A 17,820-nucleotide genomic window follows, 5' to 3' on the forward strand; every position below is an offset into this window, starting at 1 on the left:
CACGATGGTGATGCCCCGCGGCCTCCATTGGACGCGGGTAATATCGGTGGCCGGGCGCCGCGCCTGCGGCGCCCGGCTGTTTCCCCCAAATGCTGTTGCTAGCCGGCGGCCCCCATGCCAGCATCCCCGACAGGTGAGCCGAACCAGCCGCTGGGTGCGGGCTGGATGTTCTGCCAGATGTGCTTCGCCTCGCGGTACTCGTTGAGTCCCGCGCTGCCAAGCTCCCGGCCGATGCCGGACTTCCCGAAGCCGCCCCATTCCGCCTGCGGGACGTACGGGTGGTAGTCGTTGATCCATACTGTTCCGTGCCGGAGGCCGCCCGCAACACGTTGCGCTTTCGACGCATCCGATGTCCATACCGCGCCGGCAAGCCCGTATTCGGTGTCGTTGGCGATCGCCACGGCCTCAGCCTCGGTCCGGAACGTCTCGACAGTAAGCACCGGGCCGAATGATTCCTCCTGCAGCACGCTCATGCCCGAGCGGCAGTTGTTGAGCACGGTGGGCGGGTAGAAGAAACCCTCCGCGAGGGGCCCCTCGTGCGGTATGTAGCCGCCGCACAACAGCTCGGCGCCCTCAGCAATCCCGGCCTGGACGTAGGCGTGGACCTGATCACGGTGCTTGGCGGAAATCAGCGGGCCCGTCTCGGCATCCGGATCGAAGGGTCCGCCCATCCGGATCTTTTTCGCCCTTTCCACCACCTCGGCCACGAAACGCTCGGCGATGGTCTCCTCGACGACGAGCCGCGCCCCTGCGGAGCAGACCTGGCCGGAGTGCAGGAACACCGCGGTCAGGGCGTTGTCGACGGCGGCGTCCCAGTCCGCGTCCGCGAAGACGACGTTGGGGTTCTTTCCGCCGAGTTCGAAGGCGACGCGCTTCACGGTTTCCGCAGCGGCGGCCATGATCGTCTGGCCGGTGGCGAGGCTTCCGGTCAGGGAGACGAGGTCGACGCGCGGGTCGGAGCTGAGCGGGCCGCCCACCTTCGATCCCTTTCCGGTCACGAGGTTTGCAACGCCGGGGGGAATGCCGGCTTCGGCGAGGGTTTCCATGAGCAGGATTGACGTGGACGGGGTGAGTTCGCTGGGCTTGAGCACGAACGAGTTTCCCGCGACGAGCGCCGGGGCCACCTTCCAGGCGGCCTGGAGGAGCGGGTAGTTCCACGGGGCGATGAGGGCACAGACGCCCAGCGGCTCGTACACCACGCGGCTGATGGTGTTAGGGCGGCCGGTGTCGATTACGCGGCCGGCATCCAGGCCGGCGATTTTGCCGTAGTACCGGAAGCACGCGGCAATGTCGTCGATGTCGTACTCAGCCTCGATAAGCCGTTTGCCGGTGTCAAGTGCCTCGGCCCGGGCATAGACGGCTTTGTCCCGCTCGAGCAGCTCCGCGACGCGGAGCATAACGGCGCCCCGTTCGATGTCGGTAAGCCTCCGCCAGGGGCCGTCGTCGAACGCGGCCCGGGCACTGGTGATCGCCCGCTCTGCGTCCTCCGCCGTTGACGAGGTGACAATTGCCACCTCGCGTCCGTCCGCCGGGCAGCGCACCACCGTGGTGCCGCCGTCGGGCGCCTGCTGCCAGGCGCCGTCGATATACAGCCCCTTGACTGCGTCCTGGGCTTTCCCGGCCTGGTGGACTGCTTCAACGGTGGCGGTCATCGTGTCTCCTTCTTTACATCCATCATGCCTAGACCTTTGCCGCCGCTGCCGCAGTGAGCGGGGCGCCGTTACGCTCCAGCGGGCTGAGGCCGTGCCGGTAGAAATCTGCGTGCTGCGGAGCCAGGGGCTTTTTGCCGGTGATCAAATCAGCGGCCTTTTCGGCAAGCATCATGACAGGCGCGTAGATATTGCCGTTGGTGACATAGGGCATTGCGGATGCATCCACCACGCGCAGGCCGCTGGTGCCGTGCACAGTCATGTCCAGGGGGTTCACTACGGCCATGGGGTCGGTGTCCGGCCCCATCTTCGCGGTGCAGGACGGGTGCAGGGCGGTTTCCGCGTCACGGGCCACCCAGTCAAGGATCTCCGCGTCAGTCTGGACGGCCCGGCCGGGCGAAAGCTCACCGCCGTTGAAGGGCTGCATGGCGGACTGGCCGAGGATGTCGCGGGCCACATGGATGGCCTCGACCCATTCGCGGCGGTCCTGGTCCGTGGAAAGGTAGTTGAACACCATGGACGGGTGCACCGTGGGATCTGTGGACTTGATCTTGAGCGTGCCGCGGGCGTCGGAGTACATGGGGCCGATGTGCACTTGATAGCCATGCTTCGCATCCGCCTTCTGGCCGTCGTAACGGACGGCGACCGGGAGGAAGTGGAACATCAGGTTCGGGTACGCTACATCCTCGTTGGAGCGGACGAATCCCCCGCCCTCGAAGTGGTTGGTGGCTGCCGGTCCCTTCCGTCCCAGCATCCATTGCATACCGATCCACGGCATACGCCAGACGTCCAGGGCCGGTTGCATGGAGACCGGCTGGGTGCAGGCGTGCTGGATGTAGACCTCGAGGTGGTCCTGGAGGTTTTCCCCGACACCGGGCAGGTTGGCCACGGAGTTGATGCCCAGGGAGTTCAGGTGTGCGGCGTCGCCGATGCCGCTGAGCTGCAGCAACTGCGGTGTGTTGATCGCGCCGCCAGCCAGGATCACTTCGCCGGCGTTGACCTGGTGGGTCTTGCCGTTGCGGCGGTAGGTGACGCCGGTTGCTACATTGCCTTTGAAGTTGACCTTGGTGACCAAGGCCCGGGTCAGGACGGTCAGGTTGGTCCGGCCGAAGTTGGGACGCAGGTAGGCGCGGGAGGCGGAGAGCCGTTGGCCCTTGTGGACGTTGCGGTCGAAGGCAGCGAAACCCTCCTGGCGGTACCCGTTGACGTCGTCCGTCCGGGGGTAGCCAGCCTCCTGGGCGGCGGTGAAGAACGCTTGGAACAGCGGGTTGGTGGCCGGGCCGCGTTCCAGGACGAGGGGGCCGTCATGGCCGCGCAGCTCATCGTCCGGGTCTGCGGCGAGGGCGTTTTCCATCCGGTTGAAGTAGGGCAGGCAGTGGGCAAAGTCCCAGGTTTCCATGCCGGCGTCAGCGCCCCACCGCTCGTAGTCGAGGGGGTTTCCGCGCTGGAAGATCATGCCGTTGATCGAGCTCGAGCCACCGAGGACTTTGCCGCGGGCGTGGGCAACCCGCCGGCCGCCCATGTGGGGCTCCGGGTCCGATTCGTAGCGCCAGTCATAAAGCGGGTTGCCGCTGGGGAAGGTCAGCGCGGCGGGCATCTGGATGAAAAGATCCCAGGGGTAGTCGCTCCGTCCGGCTTCGAGAACCAGGACGCTGCTGTTGCCTCCGTCGCTCAGCCGGTCGGCCAGCACGGAACCCGCGCTGCCGCCACCGACGATGACGTAGTCGTAGCTGTCTTTTGTCATGCTGCAAACTCTCCTTTTACCCAATGCCAGTTACTGGCCCGGATCGGGTCGTCGTTCTTCCGGATGCGAAAGGGTGACCGTGTTAGCCGGAGAATCCGCGGTATTCCCTGGTGTGGCGTAGGTCATATCCAAGGAGAGTAGTGCACGTTGAACAAGTGTTCAATAGGAAAACTGGACAAGTGTTCAACAATTTACGGGCGCGAAACATCACTTCCCCAAACGGCGCGGGAATGAGCGCTTGCGCTTCCTATGTGTCGCACTCCTGCCGGTATATGACGTGGAGCGGATAGCGTCCTCACGGCAGGCCAAGGATGTGGGCTACCCGCTGCGTCCGTTAGGAGAAGTGCTGCGGCCCGGCGTCAGGCGGCGAAGGCGATCTCTTCGGTGCGGGTGATGCTCCGTCGAATGGACTCCTTGTCCACCCCGAGGAGCGCGGTCAGCCACATGCCGTTTTGCAGGACAACGATATCGGCGGCCCGCTCCTTGCATTCCGTGGCGGACAGCTCGGGCTTGGCGTTCCCTATCAGGGCGGCAAGCCCGTCCAAATACCGGTCGAACGCCGCCGCGTTGATCAGGGCGAAATCTTCGTCCGCCCTCGCCAGCGCCCAAAGATGAAGGCGCAGGGACAGGTACCGCGTGGTCAGGAGTTCCGGGCCCGCAACCCGGCGGAGGGCATTCTGGAGCTGTTCGTCAGGGGGCAATGCCGGGTCCGGCGCAACCAGCGCAAGGTCGTGTTTATCCACACTGTGCAGCAGCGCACGGATCAGGCTCGACTTGTCTTCGTAGTAGTAATTCACCAGTCCGAGGGCGACACCCGCCTCGCGGGCCACCGCACGCATGTTCACTCCCGAGATCCCGCGGTGCGACAGCAGGTCCAGGGCTGCATCAAGAATGCGCTGCTGCCGGTCAACCTGTTCACGGGAGTTCACGGTGCCTGTATCCACTTGGCCAGAATATGGGGAAACCTGTGACGGCGCATACCAACGACTGTTGATGGTGCTCTAATGGACCTGACGCGCACCTATTTCAACAATGAGCACTCCCGCGGAAATGAGCAGGATCCCGAATGCCATTTGCGGCGTAAGTGGTTCCTTGAACAGGATGCGGCTGGCTACGGCCGTCAGCGCGACACCGCAGGCCACCCAGATGCCGTACCCCACGCCCAGGGGCATCCCGCCGGCAAGCGCCAAGCCAAGAAAACCGAACGCGCTCACGTAGCCCAGGACGATGGGGACGAGCCACAGCTTCTTCTTCAGCCCCTCAGAAGCGCGAAGGGACATTGTTGCTGCAACTTCCAAAAGAATGGCCAGGCTTAAGAAAACCCAGGTCATGTCTCTTCATTCCCCTGTTTGGCACTGTGAGCGTTCTGCGATCCGGCTTCAACAGTAATCACGCCGGCTAGGATGAGTGCGATGCCGAAGCCCATCAGCCATGTGAGCGGCTCGTTGAAAATGCTTGCCGACAGCAACGCGGTGGCGCATACACCACCGGCGCCCCATGCGCCGTAGGCGACACTGATGGTCATGCCCAGTCGCAGGCAGACGGACAAAAGCGAAAAGGCGGTGACGTACCCCGCAATGACAAGGGCGTACCAGCCCGGGGCATCCAGGGCCGCCTTCAGTGCCAGGGTTGCCGAAACTTCCGTGATGATTGCTCCGCCGAGGCACAACCACGGCTTCACTCCGCACCGCCTTCGCCGATCAGGGCAAGGATGTGGGTGATAATTTCCGACCGGTCCGGTTCGCCGGGGGCGGCCACACCACTGGCCTGCGCAGCCCACAGTCCATCAGCTGCCAGGCGGGCAGTCATGAGCCGGGTGCGTTGGCCGCGCGGTGTTCCCTCCGGAATTAGGAGCCAAGGGTCCAGATGACGGGCCCAGGCTTCCTGGAGCTCGGCCCTATACGCAGAGTGGAACCACAGCGCCCACTCCGCCCGCATCATTTGCCCGTCAGCTGCCGCCAGAACATATGAGCGGTACCGCTCAATGACGCTGGCCTCCCGCGCCCCGAGGAGCTCAGTCATCCTCTGTCCCATCTGGCATGCTGCGTACTCAACCAGGGCGGTCATGAGCGCATCCCGGTTGGGAAAGTGGTACATCAGACCCGGCTTGGTAACCCCTGCCTCGGATGCGACCGCGTCGAGGGTGATAGCGGCACCTTGAGTGCCTGCCGCCACGCGTAATCCAGCCTCCAGTATCTGCGGGCGCTGGCTCTCTCTCACACCCAAACTTTACCATCCAGAAGGTAAAGCTTGAACGGTCCTCTATTGATTCCGCACCCACACAACACGACGTGCCGTGACGTTCCTTGACGCACCACTACGCAACATTGAGCCTTCGCGACGCCCCGTGAACCCTTGCTACAGAAACGATTGTGGGGTCGCCGGGCGCTCCGTACTCTCAACTCAGCATCAGACCCCAGCAAAGGAATTCTCATGTCAGAACCTACAAACAAGAGCCCCCGGAACACGGAAACCTCCACGCGCATCGTCGCTGGCCAGGCAGCTGCCAAGCGCCCCCTGGGCCTGAAGATCGGCATCGCTGCCGGCATTCTTGCCCTGGTGGGCGGTGGCGCCGCCGTTGCCACCACTTTCAACAGCGGCACCCCGGCCACAGTCCAGGAGACCGCGGCTGCCGGCGACCCCGCCGCCGAACTGAGACTCGGCTATTTCGGCAACGTCACCCACGCCCCCGCCCTGGTGGGTGTCAGCCAGGGCCACATCGCCGGTGAACTGGGCGACACCAAGCTGACCACCCAGGTGTTCAACGCCGGACCCGCCGCTATCGAGGCGCTGAATGCCGGCGCCATCGATGCCACGTACATCGGCCCCAATCCCGCCATCAACTCGTTCGTGAAGAGCGGCGGCGAATCGGTCAACATCATCGCGGGTGCTGCGGCCGGCGGCGCCCAACTGGTGGTCAAGCCGGAGATCAACTCCGCCGCAGACCTCAAGGGCAAGACCCTCGCCTCCCCGCAGCTCGGCGGTACGCAGGACGTCGCCCTTCGCGCCTGGCTCACGGCGCAGGGGTACAAGACCAACGTTGACGGCAGCGGCGACGTCGCCATCAACCCCACCGAGAACGCCCAGACCCTGAAGCTGTTCCAGGACGGAAAGCTCGACGGCGCGTGGCTGCCTGAGCCCTGGGCCTCACGCCTGGTGCTGACCGCCGGGGCGAAGGTGCTGGTGGATGAGAAGGACCTGTGGGACGGCTCGCTGTCCGGCAAGCCGGGCGAGTTCCCCACCACTATCCTGATCGTGAACCGGAAGTTCGCTGCGGACCACCCGGACACCGTGAAGGCGCTGCTGAAGGGCCACGTGAAGTCGGTGGAGTGGCTGAACAGCGCGGCCAGCGGCGAGAAGGCCAGCGTCATCAACGCCGCTTTGAAGGAAGCTGCCGGCGCAGAGCTCAAGGCTGATGTGATCGACCGGTCCCTGAAGAACATCGTGTTCACCGTGGACCCGCTCGCCGGCACCTACCAGAAGCTGCTGGCCGACGGCGTGACCGCCGGAACCACCAAGCAGGCCGACATCAACGGCATCTTCGACCTGACGGCGCTGAACAGTGTGGCCGGCGAGAAGACCTCGGCCGCAGGGCTCGGCAAGGAGTAGGCCCGCACTTGATCGATTGCTCCGCGGGCGCCCTTTTGACTCCTCTAAACGGCATCTGCGGAGCAATCGATGTGCCAGACGATTCTGCTTACCCCTCTTCGGAAGCCCCGTTCAGCTCAGCCCGCGTGGGCGGGTTGGCGCCGGGACGTGACACGGTAACTGCCGCCGCCTTGGCCGCGTGGGCCAGGAGTTCCGCCAGCCCCTCGGCCGGCAGCTCGCGCAGGTCCTTGCGGTTCTGAGCGCCGTCCAGTCCACGGTCCACCAGCCCGGACAGCAGCGCAGCCATGAACGAATCGCCGGCGCCCACAGTGTCCGCCACCTCCACCAGGGGTGCCGGCACCTGCGCCTCGCCCGCACGGGTCACTCCCCACGGCCCGTCCGCTCCACGGGTCACCACCACCATGGCCGGCCCTTCGTTCCCGCCCAGCTCCAGCCAGCGCCGCGCGGCGTCCAGCACGTCGAGCTCCGGATACAGCCATTCCAGGTCCTCGTCTGAGGCCTTCACCACGTCGGCCAAGGACACAAACTTCTCCGTGTGCCGGCGCGCGTAGTCCACATCTGTAATGATGCTCGGCCGGCAGTTGGGATCGAAGCTGATGGTGGCGCGGGGGTGGGCATATTCGACGGCGGCGAGGACGTCCGTAGCGCCCGGCGCCAGCATCGTAGCGATGGAGCCGGTGTGCAGCAGGGTGGTGCCCTGCAGCATAAAGGCGAGCCGGTCGGCGATGCCGGGAAGCTGCCAGGTGAGATCGAACGTGTAGGTGGCGGCGCCGTCGTCGTCAATCATCGCGGTGGCCACGCTGGTGGGCAGATCATCAGGACCCAGCGGCATCATCACCGAACTGGCGCGCAGGTGGGCGGCGACGGAATCGCCGTAGGCGTCCCGGCCGAACCGCCCAATGAACTGCACGGGGTGGTCCAGCCGTGCCAGTCCAACGGCTACGTTCAGCGGGCTGCCGCCTACGTGGGCTTCGATTCCGGAAGCGCGCTGGACAACGTCGACGAGGCCTTCGCCAATAACAGTGAGCATGGTCATACTCTGCCAGAGAAGTGGGACGGGCAGCAGTTCATTCAGTCAAGCAGCGCCTGTACCAGCTCCCGGCACTTTCGGTACGCCTCAGCTGCGGGGTCGATCAGCGCGAAGTGGTCGCCGGGCACTGTGAGCAGGCGCGCCGGAGTGGTTCCGGCCAGGCTCGCCTCAACGTAGGAGGTGGACATGGCCAGCGGCACGTCCTCATCATCCGTGGCGTGGACGGCGTAAACGGGCACGTCCAGAGGCAGCGCGGCCATTGGGTCCGCGTACCGGTGCCTGTCCGGGAATTCCGCCGACGGTCCGCCCAGCAGGTTGGCCACCGCACCGTTGCTGAGATGGAGCCTTTCGGCCTCAGCGAGGTTCAGGACGCCTGACTGGCTCACGACTCCGGTGAGGCGGACGCCGTCATTGTTCATGCCGACGGCGCTGCGCTCAGCCTCCAACCCCAGCGGCAGCCGGTCCCGGCCGGCCGCCCATACTGCAAGGTGCCCGCCGGCGGAATGCCCTAGGGCCACCACCTTGGTCAGGTCCAAAATGTGCGGCTCGGCGAGCTCCTGCAGCTTGTCAATGCCGGCCAAAATGTCCTGGCAGGTACAGGGCCAACCGCCGCCGTTTCCAGCACGGCGGTACTCCATGTTCCAGGCCGCCAGCCCGTGCTCGGCCAGGTCCCGCGCCAGCGGCTCACCCAGGTCAGCCCCGTATTTCGATCGCCAGAAGCCCCCGTGGATCACCACCACCACGCCGCGATGCATCGCGCCGTCGGGCAGCTCCGGGAGGAACAACTCACCCCACTGGCTGGGGTCATCTCCGTAGTAATGCCTATGCCGCTGCACCATGTGCCGAGCGTACCGCGCAGCACCAAAGTGACCGTTGCCGTCCATGCCGCCCACTGCCATTCTGGGTGAATCCGCACCTCCGGCACCCACCGAAGGGATAAGAAGATGCCGCTCTATCTGTCAAGGTTCAGCTACACGCCGGAGACCTGGGGGCGGCTGATCACCAACCCCGAAGACCGGCGGAAGGCGGCGCAAACCTACATCGAGTCGGTGGGCGGCAAGCTCCACGGATTCTGGTACGCCTTCGGCAGCCACGACGGCTACAACCTCTGGGAAGCCCCGGACGACGTCTCGATGGCCGCGGTGGCACTGGCCATCAGTGGAGGCGGTGCGCTTAGCTCCTTCGAAACTACGGTGCTGATGAGCGTCGAGGACACGTTGGATGCCCTGCGGAAAGCCGGAGAGATCAAGTACAAGCCCCCGGGCACCTGAAGGCCGTGGCCGCGGGCCTTTAAAAGACAGGCCCCGCCTGGCTAGGCTCAGGACTCAAATTTCCACGTCGAGAACACCCTCGCGAAGGGTGCCCGGCTCGTCACGGGCGGACATCAAGGACGGGTACTCGGCGGGTTGGGCCTCCCAGGGCGGAACCCGGGATCAATCGAGTGCTCCGTACATGCCCTTTTCGTGGGTGAGAACGGCAGTTACGGAGCACTCGATTCGGCTAGGCCCGCAGAAGACGGGCGACGTCGGCCGCCTCCAGGTACGCCGCCTGCGTCCCCTTGCGGGTGGTGGCCAAGGCGGCAGCCACGGAGGCAAAGGCAGCAGCATCGGCGAGCGCATCGCCCGCGGCCAGCCGCACCGCAACGGCACCGGTGAAGGCGTCGCCGGCCCCGGTGGTGTCAACAGCGCGGATCGTGGTGGGAGCAACCCGGGTCACCTGCCGGCCCTCCGAAGCCAGTGAGTCGAGCACCACCGAACCCTGCGAACCGAGCGTCACCAGGACCTGCTGGATCCCCCGCTCAGCGAACCGCAGCCGCACCTTGTCCCATTCAGCAGTGCCCCATTCAGCACTGCCCTCATCGGCCCTTTCCCCTTCAGCACTGTCCGAACCAGTCCCGCCCGCGCCGGGCACAGCGGCGCCGGATCCCAGGAACAGAGCGGCCTCGTGGGCGTTGACCAGCAGGACGTCGGCCAGCCCGGCCAGGGCTGCGGGGATCTCCGCGTAGGGCGAGAGGTTCAGCAGGACTGTTGCGCCGGCGTCGTGCCCTGCCTGGGCTGCTGCCACAACCGTCTCCGTGGCAACCTCAAGGCAAAGGCACACCACTGCGGCATCGCCAAGTACATCCGATGCGTCCGCCACGTCTGCCGGCGACAGCGTGCCGTTGGCGCCGGCCGAGATGATGATGTTGTTCTCGCCGCTGGCGTCCACCGCGATCACGGCAACCCCCGTAGGCTCCGGCGACGTCCGGACGTGCCCCACGTCCACCCCGGCACCCGCGGCGGAGGTGAGCAGCATGTCGCCGTTGGGGTCCTCCCCCACCGCGCCCACCAGGCTGACGTGCCCGCCCAGCCGGCTTGCGGCAACGGCCTGGTTGGCACTCTTGCCGCCCGGGTTCACGGCGAACCCGTTGCCGTGCACCGTCTCGCCGGGAAGCGGCAGGCGTTCGCAGTAGATGGTCAGGTCGGCATTCAGGGAGCCGACGACGGCGATCCGGCCCGGGCTTGCAGAGTCACCATGCCCAGGTGCGGCATTCATTCGGCCACCTCAGCCTCAACGGGCTTGGGGATCAGCAGCGAGGCGGCGAAGGCTGCCACGGTGAGCGCGAGGCCAACCACCACGACGGTCAGGTAGGACGTCTTCGCATCGCCCAGGGCCGACGTCGCCACCAGCACGGCGGGCAGGATCAGGAAGCTGAGGCCTGCGCCGAGGTTGAACGCACCCGCGTTCATGCCGGGCAGGAAGCCGGGGTTACCCGCTGGCGAGAGGACAACGCCGAGTCCGTTGAGCATGATGTTGACCGTACCGGCGTACATGATGCCCAGCAAGACCGTGCCGGCGATCATCAGGGGCAGGCTGTTCAAGCCCAGGAACGCAATGATGGCCAGCGCCGCGATGCTTCCCAGGAGGCCGATCCGCAAAACCCTGGTGTAGCCCAGCACGGGGGCGAGCTTGCCGCTTAGGGGTCCCACCACCCAGCCAAGGAGGGCGTACGGGGTGAGGATGATGAGCGACATTTCCGTGGGCCCAAGGCCGAAGCCGGGGCCCGCCGCCTGGACATAGGCAGGGACGATGCCGTTGATGACGGCGAAGATGCCGGTCATGGTCAGGGTGGTGGTCAGCAGCGGCGCCCAGGTGGAGCGCTGGCGGAGGTGCTGCGTTTCCACCATGGGCTGGTTGGCCCGCTTCTCGGTCCGCCAGAACAGGTAAAATGCGACGGCGGACAACAGCACCAGCGCCAGGCTCAGCATCAGGGTGCCCGACGAGAAGGCTCCCACCAGCTTGGAGCCCTCATTCAGGGCGGTGAGCAGCGCGCCCACGGCGACCACGATAAAGAACACGCCCATCCAGTCCATCCGGGTGCCGGCGGCCGGCTTGCTTTCGCCCGCAAGGAAGGTGATCAGTGCGGTGGCAACCAGCGCCAGCACCACCATCAGCCAGAAGATGCTGCGGAAACCGTAATGTTCGGCGAAGTAGCCGCCCACAAAGGAGTCGACGCCGGCCACGCCGCCATTGACCGCCGTAATGAGGCCCATCAGCACGCCGTACTTGCGGGGGTTGCTGACTGCGGAGCGCAGCATGATCAAGCAGAGCGGCACGGTGGGGCCGCTGACGCCTTGGATAATGCGTCCCACGAAGAGCCAGGTGACGTCCGGGGCCAGCGCCGCGATGACGGAACCGACGGCCATCAGCAGCATCATGCCCACCAGGACCTTCTTCCGGCCCACGATGTCGCTCAGGCGGGGCAGGAACAGGGAGAACAGGGCTGCGGCAGTGAAGAACCAGGTCTGGGACAGGCCGATCACGGCCTGGTCGGTGTTGAGCTCCTCGCCCATGGTCACCAGGGCAGGGCTGAGCATGGAGGCGTTGAGCTGGAAAGCCACGCAGGCTGCCAGCAGGGCGACCATCAGGGCGGTGACGTTGCCGCGGCTGGTCTTGGCTTGGGAAATGGTGGCAGTCACTTACTTGACCCCTCCCGCGGTGACGTGGGCACGTTCCAGACGGACGACGTCGGCCGCGTCACCGGCGTCGCGGACCTCGCCTTCGCTGCTACCGTCGTCGTGCGGCTCGCCGATGCGGACCAGTGCGTCGGTGACGAGGTTCCAGAACTTTTTGTGGTCCAGGTCCACTGCCACGCTCGTGTGGCAGTCCGCCGGAGCGGGGGCACGGAAATCGGCCACCGTCATGCCGAGCGTCAGGGTGCCCTGAAGCTCAATGTTCACCGGGACCTTTCGGGTGCTGACGATGCTGGGGTCGATAACGTAGGCGACAGCACAGGGGTCATGGACGGGGGGATGGTCGAAGCCCTGGGCGTCCTTGTAGGTGTGGGCGAAGAAGTCCATCAGCTCGGTGACGAATTTCGCCGGCCCGGTGCCGATGGCCGCGATCTTTTCCACCACGTCCGGGGTGGCGAGCGCCTGGTGCGTCAGATCAAGGCCCACCATGACCACCGGCCACTTCTCGTTGAAGACGATGTGGGCGGCCTCGGGGTCGATGATGATGTTGAACTCCGCCACGGCGCTCCAGTTGCCCACGTGGTAGCCGCCGCCCATCAGGACAACCTCCTTCACGCGTTCCACGATTTGCGGTTCCTTGCGCGCTGCCATGGCGATGTTGGTCAGGCCGGCGGTGGGAACCAGGGTGACGGTGCCGGGTTCGTGGGCCATGACTGTGTCGATAATGAGGTCCACCGCGTGCCGCGGGTCCAGTTCGATATTCGACGGCGGCAGTTCCGGGCCGTCCATGCCGCTCTCGCCGTGGATGTCCGGGGCGGTTTCAATGTTGCGCACCAGCGGGCGGCCGCAGCCTGCGGCGAAGGGAACGCCGGTGATGCCGGCGATGGTGCCCACAGCCAGGGCGTTGCGGGTGACCTTTTCCAGGGTCTGGTTTCCCACCACCGTGGTGACGGCCAGCAGCTCGATGTCCGGGTTGCCGTGCGCGAGCAGCAACGCCACGGCGTCGTCATGCCCGGGGTCGCAGTCAAGAATGATCTTCTTGCGGCCAGGTGACTGCCGTTCAGGGGATGGGGCAATGGGTTCCACGATGATCTCCACGTCATTGGGGCCCGCACGGGGCGGGGAGCTAAAGCGTTCAGGAGAGATCATGGCACCGTTAGCAACGTCACGTCAAACGCTTGACGTTGACGCGGGTCAAGCGCTTGATGCCAGCAGCGCCAATGACTGCCGGCTGTCGGTGCAAGTTCAGTTGTGGCGCCCGGGCGTTACGACGCCGGGGCTCCGGCCCCCGCTTCGTCCTCGATGCCCTGGTGTTCGCTCTTGTGGCGGGCTTCCTGAAGGTGGTGTTCCAGCTTCTCCTCCGCGTCCCGCCGGCGCTGCCCGACGGTCCTCATCTGCTGGGTGCTGGGTGCTGCGTGCGCATGCTGGTGCGGGCCGAGGTCGCGGGCGGCGCCTCCGCTGATATCACTCATATGTGCATCGTCCCACCAGTTGGACTCTTCAGGAAGAGGTTCTGCGCTTCCCTTTTGAGTACAGGCCTAAGTAGTCCTGAAGTGCACCTGCGGGTGCACTATGATGCACCTATGGATAAAAGTACCTCTGCCCTTGCCACGGCTATCGGCGGCCGCGTACGGCAGGAGCGGCAGGCGCGGGGCTGGACCCTCTATCAACTCGCGGAGGCTGCAGGAGTAAGCCGCCGCATGGTGCTCATCGTCGAGCAGGGCGCCGCGAATCCCAGCGTGGGTACTCTTCTTCGGATCAGCGACGCGCTGGGCATTGGCCTGCCGGCGTTGGTGGACTCTCCGCGTCCCAAGCCCGTAACAGTCACCCGGAGCGGCGACGGCGCGGCCCTGTGGAGTTCGGCCTCCGGCGGCAGGGGTGTCCTGGTTGCGGGTACCGGATCGCCGGACGTCGTGGAGCTCTGGGACTGGACGTTTGGGGCCGGCGACCGGCATGAGAGTGAGGCCCACGCAGCCGGCACCAAGGAGCTGCTCCAAGTCCGCGAAGGGTCCGTGACGGTAGTGGTTGCCGATGAGTCCTTTGTCCTGGAAGCCGGTGACGCCGTCTCATTCCCGGGCGATGTTGAGCATTCGTACGCCAACCCCGGCAGTGAACCAGCGGCGTTCTCGCTGGCGGTCTTCGAGCCGGGCGTGGGCGCGGGGCATCGTCCGGAAGCAAACTCCGAGGCCGCAAAATACAGGGAAGGAATCTGAGATGCCCAAGCGAAATCTCCCGGTCCCGCCGTGGGGGCTGGCCGTTACGGCGATCCTGTCGGTCCAGCTGGGCTCGGCCCTGTCCGTGAACCTGATTGAAACTGTGGGTCCGGCCGGGACGGCGTGGCTTCGCCTCAGCATGGGGGCGGTCATTCTCCTGGCCATTGGCCGCCCGCCGCTGCGCTCAATCCGCCGTCCTGATGTGTTGCCGCTCCTTGGACTGGGGATCACCACGGGAGTGATGACAGTGGGGTTCCTTGCCGCAGTTGAGCACATACCGCTCGGCACCGCCGTCGCGATCGAGTTCCTCGGCCCGCTGACCGTGGCCGCCATCCGCAGCCACAACCGGACGGCCCTTGCCTGGCCTGCACTGGCGCTGGCCGGCGTCGTCCTGCTTACCCAACCCTGGCAGGGCGGCTTCAACCCCACCGGCGTAGCGTGGGCCGCGCTGGCGGCCATCGGCTGGGGCTTTTACATTCTCCTCACGCAACGGATCGGTGACCGCTTCAGCGGCATCGGTGCGCTCACCCTCACGGTGCCCATCGCCGCGGTGGCGGCAGCCGTCGTCGGGATTCCGCAGGCCGCCGGCCACCTCACCCTCGAGATCCTGGTAGCCGCAGCCGGGCTGGCCGTCCTGCTGCCGGTGCTGCCGTTCGCGCTGGAAATGCTGGCCCTGCGCCGGATGACGCCCACCGCGTTCGGAACACTGATGGCACTCGAACCCGCTGTCGGCGTCCTGCTTGGGCTGCTCATCCTGCACCAGCAGCCCACGGCCATCCAGGTAGTCGGCATCCTGCTGGTGGTCCTGGCGGGAGCCGCGGCGCAACGCGGTGGCCGCCGGCCAGGCAAAGGGCAGCCTGCCAGCCCCGCGGATCTCGACTTCGTGGGCTGAAACAGCGCCGCGGTAGTGCAGGCGTAACAGGTGCCGCGTGGAACGGTCCGGCGCGGGCCCTCCGCCTACTACGATCGAGGTATGGAACCCGCGGAACAGCTGCAGCACTCCGCGCGTCCGCGGCGCATCACGGCGGCCATGGTCGCTGCCCGGGCGGGAGTCTCCACGGCCACCGTTTCGCTGGTGGCCAACGGCAAGACCGCCGGCCGGGTCTCCGAGGACAACATTTCCAGGGTCCAGGAGGCCATTGCCGAGCTGGGCTACGTGGTGGACGGCATCGGCAGTTCCCTGGCCAAGGGTGTCAGCTCGATCGTGATCCTGGTGGCGCCGGACATCTCCAACCCGTTCTTTGCCAAGGTGATCGCCGGGGTGCGGGAGTCCCTCGGCTCGCAGTACCAGTTGCTGCTGTCCGTCACCGAGGCGGGCCAGTTTCCCGAGGCCGACGACGTCCGGCGGCTGATGTCCCTCCGCCCGGCAGGGCTCCTGGTGGACGCGCCCAACGCCGGCTTCCTCGAAGACCTTGCGTCGCCGTCGCCACTCGTTCTCCTGGACGCCCCCGGACTGGAGGCGTATGCACCGTCGGTGAACCTGGACGTGGCCAGCGGGGCGCGGGAACTGGCGGCACACCTCGCGGATGCGGGCCACCGGGAAGTGGCCTACGTGGACAGCGTCACCGGCACCGAAACCTTCGCCCTGCGCCGAAAGGCCTTCCTGGACGAGGCCGCTTCCCATGGCATCACCGTGGGTACGGACCGCATCATCAGCACCACCATCGACGTCGGCACGGCGGCTTCGGCGTTCGCCTCCGCCTGGCCGGAGTGGCAGCGCGAGGGGGTCACCGCCGTCGTCTGCGGTACTGATACGCACGCCTACGGCGTGCTGCAGGAGGCCCGGGTGGCCGGGGTGCGGATCCCGGCGGAGCTCGCGGTGGCCGGCTTTGATGATCTGCCCTATTCGGCCACGAGCAACCCCGGCCTCACGAGTGTCCATCTGCCCGCCACTCCCCTGGGCCTGAAGGCCGGGGAGCAGCTGCGCCGCCTGATGGAGGGCCAGGCGCTGGAGCAGAGCGGGGTCACGCTGGAGAGCTCCCTCGTGGTGCGTGGCTCCACTGTTGCCGCTGAACGCTGAAGGTTCCAGCCGCCGTCGCTATTAAGGCAACCTTTTACGGCATCGCGGGCCGGTTAGGCTCCCGCAGCCAATCGTTGAAGAATGCGTCCAGCGGCTGGCCGGAGGCTTCCTCCATCACCACTTCGAAGTCTTCCGTTGTGGCTGACGAATCGTCATACCGGCCCAGCCATTCCCTCGCGCCTTCAAAGAATGCGGCGTCGCCCACTTCGGCGCGCAGGGCATGGATGGCAGCCCCGCCCCGCCGGTAGATCTGTTCCACGAACAGGTTGTCCCGTCCGGGGTCGGCGATGTTCAGCGCCCAGAGGTTTTTCCGATCCAGTTCCGCCACGGCGTCCGTAAATTGCTTCGTTACCGTAGCTTTTCCCTGGTGCTCGGCCCACAGCCACTCGATGTATGTCGCCCAGCCCTCGTTAAGCCAGATGTCCTGCCAGTCGGCCGGGCTGACGGCGTTGCCGAACCACTGATGTCCGAGTTCGTGCGCAATGGTGTATTCGCTCGCGAGGTGCGAGTAGACCGGCCGGGTCTGGGTCTCCAGGGCGTAGCCAACGGAATCGTCGTCGACGATCGCGCCGAAGGCCTCGAACGGGTAGCGCCCGAACAGGTCCGCCAGGAATGACATCATCCGTGGCTGCAGGGCGAGGGCCGCGTTCGTGTCCGTTAACGGCTGGCCCGTGACGCCCGCGTCGATGGCGTTGATGATCGGCAACCCTCCGGGCCCCTCGTCGTAGGAGAGGACATAGTCACCGACGCTCGCTGTGGACAGGTAGCTGGCCATGGGATCGGATGCTTCCCATGCCCACGTCGTCCACCCTCCCGTGGTTACAGGCCGGCCGTCGGGCAGGCCGTTGGCGACGGCGGTCTTCCCTTCCGGCACGGTGATGCGGAACGTGTACGTGGCCTTGTCTTCAGGATCGTCATTGACTGGATACCAGGTGGCAGCGCCGTCGGGCTCGTTGACCACCATCGCACCGTCGGCGGTGGTGACCCAGCCGTAAAGTGCCCCGGTGGTGTCCACCGGCCGCCCGGTGTTGCCGCTGTACTCAATCTCGATGGTTGTGCGCTGGCCTGCCTTCAGCTTGGGCCGGAGTTGTATGGCCAGTTCCCACACGCGGCTCGCGTCGTCCCGCATTTGGGACCATTCCGCAGGAACACGTTCGGCCGGGGACTTCCCGTGCTTTGCGCCCGACCCGTAGACCCAAACGGCGAAGACCTCATGTCCGCGCAGATCGAAGTTGAGGGAGCTTAGATCCTCGGTGGCGAGCAGGGTGATGGTTGCCTCGGCGGTGAGGTGTCCCACGAGCACAGCAGGATCCGACGGCGGGGTGTACCGGAGGTCGAGGTCGTAGTGCAGGACGTCGTACCCGCCGTTGCCGGAGTTGGGGAAATAGGGGTCACCGCTTCCCGGTGCGCCCGTTGCTGCGATCTGGTTCGTGGCCTGCGCCGGAGAGCTGATACCGGCAAGGCTGGCGGTCACCAGCATCAGGGCAACCGCTGCGCGGCGATACGTCCTCATCGAGGTGGTCATGGTGGTGGTCCTGAAGCGGGCAGAAGCCGTGCGGTGTCCCGCTCGGCTCTGCATGGACAAGCAGATGAGTGCCTTTG

Annotated in this window: 18 protein-coding genes; 5 read left to right on the top strand and 13 right to left on the bottom strand. The window is 66.0% G+C overall.

Going from position 1 to position 17,820, the window contains the following annotated elements:
* Window positions 1–98: 98 nt before the first annotated feature.
* The 6 genes from QFZ70_RS16910 to QFZ70_RS16935 form a co-directional block, all read right to left on the bottom strand.
* Window positions 99–1,652 carry an aldehyde dehydrogenase family protein gene (locus QFZ70_RS16910; protein ID WP_307097267.1) on the bottom strand — a complete coding sequence of 518 codons (1,554 nt, stop codon included), beginning with the start codon at window positions 1,650–1,652 and terminating at the stop codon, window positions 99–101.
* A 28-nt stretch (window positions 1,653–1,680) separates the two neighbouring features.
* A complete protein-coding gene (gene betA, locus QFZ70_RS16915) occupies window positions 1,681–3,393 on the bottom strand; it encodes a choline dehydrogenase (protein ID WP_307097269.1) in 1,713 nt (570 codons plus the stop codon).
* Between the two features lie 359 nt (window positions 3,394–3,752).
* Window positions 3,753–4,337 (bottom strand): TetR/AcrR family transcriptional regulator, encoded by a 585-nt coding sequence (locus QFZ70_RS16920; protein ID WP_307097271.1) that lies wholly within the window; start codon window positions 4,335–4,337, stop codon window positions 3,753–3,755.
* A 57-nt stretch (window positions 4,338–4,394) separates the two neighbouring features.
* Entirely contained in the window at window positions 4,395–4,724 is a 330-nt protein-coding gene (locus tag QFZ70_RS16925) for a multidrug efflux SMR transporter (RefSeq protein WP_307097273.1), read from the bottom strand.
* A complete protein-coding gene (locus QFZ70_RS16930) occupies window positions 4,721–5,074 on the bottom strand; it encodes a multidrug efflux SMR transporter (RefSeq protein WP_307097275.1) in 354 nt (117 codons plus the stop codon). Before QFZ70_RS16930 ends, QFZ70_RS16925 begins: the two co-directional genes overlap by 4 nt.
* Window positions 5,071–5,613 (bottom strand): TetR/AcrR family transcriptional regulator, encoded by a 543-nt coding sequence (locus QFZ70_RS16935; protein ID WP_307097277.1) that lies wholly within the window; start codon window positions 5,611–5,613, stop codon window positions 5,071–5,073. The genes QFZ70_RS16930 and QFZ70_RS16935 overlap by 4 nt, the downstream gene beginning before the upstream one ends.
* A 213-nt stretch (window positions 5,614–5,826) precedes the next feature.
* Here QFZ70_RS16935 and QFZ70_RS16940 point away from each other — a divergent pair, with 213 nt between their 5' ends.
* Complete coding sequence (locus QFZ70_RS16940; RefSeq protein WP_307097278.1) at window positions 5,827–7,002, top strand: ABC transporter substrate-binding protein; 1,176 nt, start codon at window positions 5,827–5,829, stop codon at window positions 7,000–7,002.
* A gap of 88 nt (window positions 7,003–7,090) precedes the next feature.
* Here the strand turns inward: QFZ70_RS16940 and QFZ70_RS16945 are convergent, their stop codons facing one another.
* Both QFZ70_RS16945 and QFZ70_RS16950 read right to left on the bottom strand, forming a co-directional pair.
* Window positions 7,091–8,032 carry a carbohydrate kinase gene (locus QFZ70_RS16945; RefSeq protein WP_307097279.1) on the bottom strand — a complete coding sequence of 314 codons (942 nt, stop codon included), beginning with the start codon at window positions 8,030–8,032 and terminating at the stop codon, window positions 7,091–7,093.
* A gap of 41 nt (window positions 8,033–8,073) precedes the next feature.
* The gene (locus QFZ70_RS16950; protein WP_307097281.1) at window positions 8,074–8,871 is read right to left on the bottom strand and encodes a S9 family peptidase; all 798 of its coding nucleotides are present in this window, start codon (window positions 8,869–8,871) and stop codon (window positions 8,074–8,076) included.
* A gap of 105 nt (window positions 8,872–8,976) precedes the next feature.
* Between QFZ70_RS16950 and QFZ70_RS16955 the strand changes: the two genes are divergently transcribed.
* Window positions 8,977–9,303, top strand: coding sequence for a GYD domain-containing protein (locus tag QFZ70_RS16955; RefSeq protein ID WP_307097283.1), 327 nt, complete (start codon window positions 8,977–8,979; stop codon window positions 9,301–9,303).
* Between the two features lie 229 nt (window positions 9,304–9,532).
* On the opposite strand, the gene QFZ70_RS16960 is transcribed toward QFZ70_RS16955, so the two are convergent.
* From QFZ70_RS16960 to QFZ70_RS16975, 4 genes are all read right to left on the bottom strand, one after another.
* Window positions 9,533–10,567 carry a ribokinase gene (locus QFZ70_RS16960; RefSeq protein ID WP_307097285.1) on the bottom strand — a complete coding sequence of 345 codons (1,035 nt, stop codon included), beginning with the start codon at window positions 10,565–10,567 and terminating at the stop codon, window positions 9,533–9,535.
* Complete coding sequence (locus QFZ70_RS16965; RefSeq protein ID WP_307097921.1) at window positions 10,564–11,937, bottom strand: MFS transporter; 1,374 nt, start codon at window positions 11,935–11,937, stop codon at window positions 10,564–10,566. The genes QFZ70_RS16960 and QFZ70_RS16965 overlap by 4 nt, the downstream gene beginning before the upstream one ends.
* A gap of 54 nt (window positions 11,938–11,991) precedes the next feature.
* On the bottom strand, window positions 11,992–13,134 hold the full coding sequence (locus tag QFZ70_RS16970; protein WP_307097286.1) for a nucleoside hydrolase: 1,143 nt from the start codon (window positions 13,132–13,134) through the stop codon (window positions 11,992–11,994).
* Between the two features lie 116 nt (window positions 13,135–13,250).
* On the bottom strand, window positions 13,251–13,457 hold the full coding sequence (locus QFZ70_RS16975; protein ID WP_307097288.1) for a hypothetical protein: 207 nt from the start codon (window positions 13,455–13,457) through the stop codon (window positions 13,251–13,253).
* A 111-nt stretch (window positions 13,458–13,568) separates the two neighbouring features.
* Between QFZ70_RS16975 and QFZ70_RS16980 the strand changes: the two genes are divergently transcribed.
* The 3 genes from QFZ70_RS16980 (at window position 13,569) to QFZ70_RS16990 (ending at window position 16,218) form a co-directional block, all read left to right on the top strand.
* Window positions 13,569–14,198 carry a helix-turn-helix domain-containing protein gene (locus tag QFZ70_RS16980; protein ID WP_307097290.1) on the top strand — a complete coding sequence of 210 codons (630 nt, stop codon included), beginning with the start codon at window positions 13,569–13,571 and terminating at the stop codon, window positions 14,196–14,198.
* A gap of 1 nt (window position 14,199) precedes the next feature.
* Complete coding sequence (locus QFZ70_RS16985; RefSeq protein WP_307097292.1) at window positions 14,200–15,090, top strand: DMT family transporter; 891 nt, start codon at window positions 14,200–14,202, stop codon at window positions 15,088–15,090.
* Window positions 15,091–15,228: 138 nt separating this feature from the next.
* Window positions 15,229–16,218: a LacI family DNA-binding transcriptional regulator gene (locus tag QFZ70_RS16990; protein ID WP_307097922.1), complete on the top strand. Its 990-nt coding sequence runs from the start codon at window positions 15,229–15,231 to the stop codon at window positions 16,216–16,218.
* A gap of 34 nt (window positions 16,219–16,252) precedes the next feature.
* Here QFZ70_RS16990 and QFZ70_RS16995 read toward each other — a convergent pair whose 3' ends face one another.
* On the bottom strand, window positions 16,253–17,743 hold the full coding sequence (locus QFZ70_RS16995; RefSeq protein ID WP_307097293.1) for a M1 family metallopeptidase: 1,491 nt from the start codon (window positions 17,741–17,743) through the stop codon (window positions 16,253–16,255).
* Between the last annotated feature and the right edge of the window lie 77 nt (window positions 17,744–17,820).

The organism is Arthrobacter sp. V1I9, from assembly GCF_030817075.1.
Taxonomy (GTDB): Bacteria; Actinomycetota; Actinomycetes; order Actinomycetales; family Micrococcaceae; genus Arthrobacter.